Origin of the sequence: Streptomyces phaeochromogenes (genome assembly GCF_001418655.1) — a bacterium.
GTDB classification, from domain to species: domain Bacteria; phylum Actinomycetota; class Actinomycetes; order Streptomycetales; family Streptomycetaceae; genus Streptomyces; species Streptomyces phaeochromogenes.
Map to the genome: position 1 here is coordinate 1 of NZ_LIQZ01000398.1, position 5062 is coordinate 5062.

Annotated in this window: 4 protein-coding genes and 1 pseudogene; 1 reads left to right on the forward strand and 4 read right to left on the reverse strand. The window is 69.9% G+C overall.

What is annotated here, in order from left to right; translation table 11 throughout:
* Positions 1-18: 18 nt before the first annotated feature.
* The 4 genes from AOK17_RS40070 to AOK17_RS40085 all read right to left on the reverse strand — a co-directional run bounded on the left by AOK17_RS40070 (position 19) and on the right by AOK17_RS40085 (position 4550).
* Positions 19-627: an ATP-binding protein gene (locus tag AOK17_RS40070; protein WP_079053548.1), complete on the reverse strand. Its 609-nt coding sequence runs from the start codon at positions 625-627 to the stop codon at positions 19-21.
* Between the two features lie 249 nt (positions 628-876).
* Positions 877-1644, reverse strand: a complete 768-nt coding sequence (locus AOK17_RS40075; protein ID WP_055617556.1) for an enoyl-CoA hydratase/isomerase family protein — start codon at positions 1642-1644, stop codon at positions 877-879.
* Positions 1645-1834: 190 nt separating this feature from the next.
* Positions 1835-3082: a L,D-transpeptidase gene (locus AOK17_RS40080; RefSeq protein ID WP_206190916.1), complete on the reverse strand. Its 1248-nt coding sequence runs from the start codon at positions 3080-3082 to the stop codon at positions 1835-1837.
* A gap of 235 nt (positions 3083-3317) precedes the next feature.
* The gene (locus AOK17_RS40085; protein ID WP_055617558.1) at positions 3318-4550 is read right to left on the reverse strand and encodes a L,D-transpeptidase; all 1233 of its coding nucleotides are present in this window, start codon (positions 4548-4550) and stop codon (positions 3318-3320) included.
* A gap of 202 nt (positions 4551-4752) precedes the next feature.
* On the opposite strand from AOK17_RS40085, the pseudogene AOK17_RS40090 reads away from it, so the two are divergent.
* A pseudogene (locus tag AOK17_RS40090) lies at positions 4753-5062 on the forward strand (hypothetical protein); the annotation flags it as partial.

A 5062-nucleotide genomic window follows, 5' to 3' on the forward strand; every position in this document is an offset into this window, starting at 1 on the left:
GCGGCGGGGGCGAGAAACCTAGCGGTCCGCCACCCTCATTTCGAACCAGGTCGTCTTGCCGCGAGGCAGGAGATCCACGCCCCAGCGGTCGGAGAGCTTGTCGACGAGGAACAGGCCCCGGCCGCTCACGTCCATTTCCTGGACCGGCATGAGGCAGGGGAGCCCCCGGGAAGGGTCACGGACCTCGATCCGGATCCAGCCCCGGCGGCGCCGCATACGGAGCCCGAACACCCGCGCGCCGGTGTGCCGCACGGCATTGCCCACCAACTCGGAGACGAGTAGGACCGCATCCTCGGTCATCTTCGGCGAGAGCCCCCAGTGACGCAGAACCACGACCTGGGTCAGCCGGCGCGCGGCGGCGGCGGACTCGGGCCGGGAAGGCAACGGCACCTCCCCCTCGGTCGGATTGCCGAACAACTCCAGCGCCTTGAGCGCGTGTTCGTCCTCGACCGCGGGCGACCAGCGCGCCGCGGTCGCACTCCCGTGCCGCCGCGGCTGTTCGATACCCTCCAGCCCCGCCATGCCCCCATCATGGCCGCCCAGAGGCCTCGTTGGGGGCGTTCCGGAGGAATACGCCCCCCGGAACCCCCCATTCCGCACGATTCGATCGGCATATGCCAGCGGCAGTTCGTGGGCGGCCACAGCCCATCTGGCCTGCGGGAACAGGCTCGTTCGGGGCAATCGCCCGCCGCACCCGACAAGGCAGCCTTAAGGTTGCCTTAAGGCCCGGATAAACCGCCCCTTCGAGGGACGCGGGTAAGACATCGCGTCAACTGCAAGTGGATCAGCGGAATTGGGCGGGTGACTTTCACGGCACCCACAACCCCTTGTCGCAGACACCCACAGGCACCTACGCCTCCATGCCGCAGACCCCGGTCAGAGGAACTTCGCCTTGCCCGGGCCCTCCTCCACGAAGCTCTTCATGCCCCGCTCCCGGTCCTCGGTGGCGAACAGCCCCGCGAACCAGTTGCGTTCGATGGCGAGCCCGGTCTCGATGTCCGTCTCCAGACCCGCGTCGACGGACTCCTTGGCGGCGCGCAGCGCGAGCGCCGGGCCCTGGGCCAGTTTCGCGGCCCACGCGTGCGCCTCGGCGTACACCTCGTCGGCGGGTACGACCCGGTCCACCAGGCCGAGCGACAGGGCCTCGTCGGCCTTGACCATGCGGCCGGTGAAGATGAGGTCCTTGGCCTTGGAGGGGCCGATCAGGCGGGACAGGCGCTGGGTGCCGCCCGCGCCCGGGATCAGTCCGAGCAGGATTTCCGGCTGGCCCAGCTTGGCGTTGTCCGCGGCGATGCGGAAGTCGGCGCAGAGCGCCAACTCGCAGCCCCCGCCCAGCGCGTAACCCGTGACCGCCGCGACGACCGGCTTGGGGATGCGGGTCACGGCGGTGAAGGAGTCCTGCAGGGCACGGGACCGTACGACCATCGCCGCGTGGTCCATGGCCTGCATCTCCTTGATGTCCGCGCCCGCCGCGAACACCTTCTCGCCGCCGTAGAGGATCACCGCGCGCACGTCCTCGCGGCGCGCGGCCTCCTCGGCGAGCTCCTTGAGGCGGTCCTGCGTGGCGACGTCCAGCGCGTTCATGGGCGGGCGGTCGAGACGGATCGTGCCGACACCTTCGGCGACTTCGAGATGCACAGTCATGAAGGCAGGTTAACGGGGGCTAACGGCGACGGCCCCGGTGTGCTGCGTCACAGGCCTCGGCCGATGTGGCCGCCACACGCCGACGGCCCCGGTGCGCCGCGTCACAGAGGAGCAGCACACCGAGGCCGTGCGGGCCACGGAAGGGAGGGCCGGGAGAAGCGTGGTCAGTGCCGCCCCCGGGCCCGGGGGGTCACGCCTTCCACTTCTCCCACGACATGTTCCAGCCGTTGAGCCCGTTGTCCGGGGCCACGATCCGGTCGTTGGAGTTCTTCACGACCACCACGTCACCGACGATCGAGCGGTCGAAGAACCACGCGGCGGGCGCGCCGCGGTCGCCGCCGCCGCGCTGGTCGCGCAGGCCGATGCAGCCGTGGCTGGCGTTGTAGTTGCCGAAGGCGTCGCCGCCCCAGTAGTTGCCGTGGATGAAGGTGCCCGACGTGGTCAGCCGCATCGCGTCCGGCACGTCCTTGATGTCGTACTCGCCGCCGTAGCCGACCGTCTCACCGTTCATCCGGGTCACCCGGAGGCGCTCGGTGATGACCATCTGGCCGTTCCAGGTCTCGTAGCCGGGCTTGCCCGTGGTGACCGGGATGGTCTTGATGACCTTGCCGTCGCGCCTGACGGTCATCTTCTTGGTCTTGACGTCGACGGTGGAGACCTGGCTGCGGCCGATCGTGAACTTCACGGTCTTGGCCTGCTCGCCGTAGACACCGGGCCTGCCCTCGACGCCGTCGAGGTTGAGCTTCACGGTGACCTTCGTACCGGGCTTCCAGTACTTCTCCGGGCGGAAGTCGAGGCGGTCGTTGCCGAACCAGTGGCCCTCGACGTCGACCGCCGGCTCGGTCTTGATGTCGATCGCCTTCTCGACGTCCTCGGGGTGCGTGATCCCCCGCGTGAAGTTGACCGAGAAGGTCGTCCCGACGCCGACCTTCGAGCCGTCCTCCGGCGTGAAGATGCCGACGAACGTGTTCTTCGGGGTCAGCGTGGTGAACGCCGACTCCTCCGCCGACTCACGGCCCTCGGAGTCCTTGGCCACCGCGTGGACCTTGTACTTGGTCGACGCGGCGAGATGCGTGGCCGGCGTCCAGGTGGCGCCCCCGTCGGTGATCTTCCCCTCGACCGGGTTGCCCTTGGTGTCCTCGACCTCGACCTCGGTCAGCTTGCCCTTGGCCGCCGTCACCTTGAGCGCGCCGCTGGTCTTCACACCGTCGGCGCCGTCCTTCGGGGCCACGGTCACGACCGCCTGCGAGACCTTGGTGTCCGCCTGGCCGGAATCCTTGTCCCCGCCCTTCCCCGAGCCGGACCCGGAGTCCGAGTCCCCTCCCCCGCCGCATGCGGTCACGACGAGCATCAGAGTCCCCAACGCGAGCGCCAGGGCCCCCTTTCCACGCCGTGTCCGCGCGCCAACCGACGCCCCCGATATCGGTCGCCCGTTCAAGTTCTTTCTCCCCTCGCACGGCCTGATCAAGGCCCGCACTACCCATCGTTGGTCGCCCCGTGACGCTCGGGCCCATGGCGGGAGCCCGCAGCTCACAGCCGCGTCCCACGCGTGTATCGCGCTAATTAATCACACCGCCAGGAGCGTTGACCTCCTGGGATTGTCACCGTTCAGTCCCAACTTCAACAGCCCGCGGTGCCACCGGCGTACGTCTTGTCCGTACCCCTATGTCCGTCTACTTCACCGCGGAGCCCGCCTTCCATGCCTTCCATCCCATGTTCCACCCGCCGAGGCCGTTGTCAGGAGCGACCTTCTTGTCATTGCTGTTGACGACCTCGACGACGTCACCGATGAGGCTGCGGTCGAAGAACCAGCCCGCCGGGGTCGCGGAGCTTCCGCCCTTCACATCACGCAGGCCCACGCAGCCGTGGCTGACATTGGCGGTGCCGAAGACGCCCTGCGCCCAGTAGTTGCCGTGCAGGAAGGTCCCGGAGGTGGTGAGGCGCAACGCGTGCGGCACGTCGGGGATGTCGTACTCGCCCTTGCCGTCGGCGTCGGTGAAGCCGACCGTCGCGCCGTTCATCCGGGTCACCTCCAGCATCTCGGTGACCACCATCTTCCCGTTGTACGTCGTGCTCTTGGGGGCGCCCGCGGTGATCGGCACGGTGGAGAGGACCTCGCCGTCGCGGCGCACCTCCATGGTGTGGGCGGCGGCGTCGACGAGGCTGATCTGGCTGCGGCCGACCGTGAACGAGAAGGTCTTGTACTGCAGTCCGTACACGCCAGGGGCCGCCTCGACGTCACGCAGCCGCAGCGCGACGGTGACCTTCGTGCCCGGCTTCCAGTACTCCTCGGGCCGGAAGTCCAGCCGCTTCTCACCGAACCAGTGCGGGGCGATCTCCACCTCCGGCACGGAGGTCACACGGACGGCGCGCTCGACCGCCGCGCGGTTCTCGATCACCCGGTTGAAGTCCAGCGAAACGATCATTCCGGTGCCGACCGTGGAGCGGTTCTCCGGCATGACGTAGCCGATGAAGCGCTCGTCGGGGACGTACGTCGTGAACGTCGCGTGCCGGGCCACCCGCCGGCCGTGGCCGTCAAGCGCGACCGCGTCGACCGAGTACTTGGCGGCCAGGGCGAGGTTCGGGTCGTCGGGGCGCCAGGTCATGCCGTCCTCGGCGATCCGGCCGGGCACCGGGAAGTCCTGCGCGTCCTGGGACCTGACGACCTTCACCGACTCCAGGCGCCCGGCCGGGACCCGTACCCGCAGGCTCTCCTCGGGGCGTACGGCCTTGCTGCCGTCGTCCGGCGAGAGACGGATCGTGTTCTCGGGCGAACGGGGCTTGCCGAGCACCTTGTCCACGCCGTGCGAGGTGCATCCCGCGGCTCCGGCCAGCAGCCCTGCCCATGTCAGTACGGCGGCCAGCGCGGCCCCTGCGCGCGCCGCGCGCGTCTGTGCGTGCATCACGTGGGGCCCAACGACCGACCGGCCCCGGGGAAGTGGGGGACGCCTCATCCGCCCGAGGCCGGTCAGCCCTCTCCTGGGGAAACGTGAGTGCGAGCCCGGCGCTGGGCAGAACAGTGGGAAGGACGACGCGACGGGGAGCCGTGGCCGGGACGCCATGGGCATCTCCGCGCGCCGCTCCCATCGAGCCGCAGGAGGCCGTGAGGTGTCGAGCGCAGCCGAGCAGGAGGCAGTGCAGGAGGGGCGCGCCCCGGATCTCGGGCTGCCCGCGCAGCCCGCTCCCGTGCTGAACGGCAGTCCGCGCGTGGCGCCGGCCGTCCCCGTGTGGCCCGGTGCGCCGACGCCGCTCGGGGCGCGCTTCCGGACCGGTCCCGACGGTGTCTCGGGCACCAACTTCGCGCTGTGGGCGGGCGGTGCCGAGTCCGTCGAGCTGTGCCTCTTCGACTTCGACGGCGACTCCGGAAGCACGGACGAGGCGGGCGGGGCAGGCGGGGCGAACGGCCCCAGCCCCACCC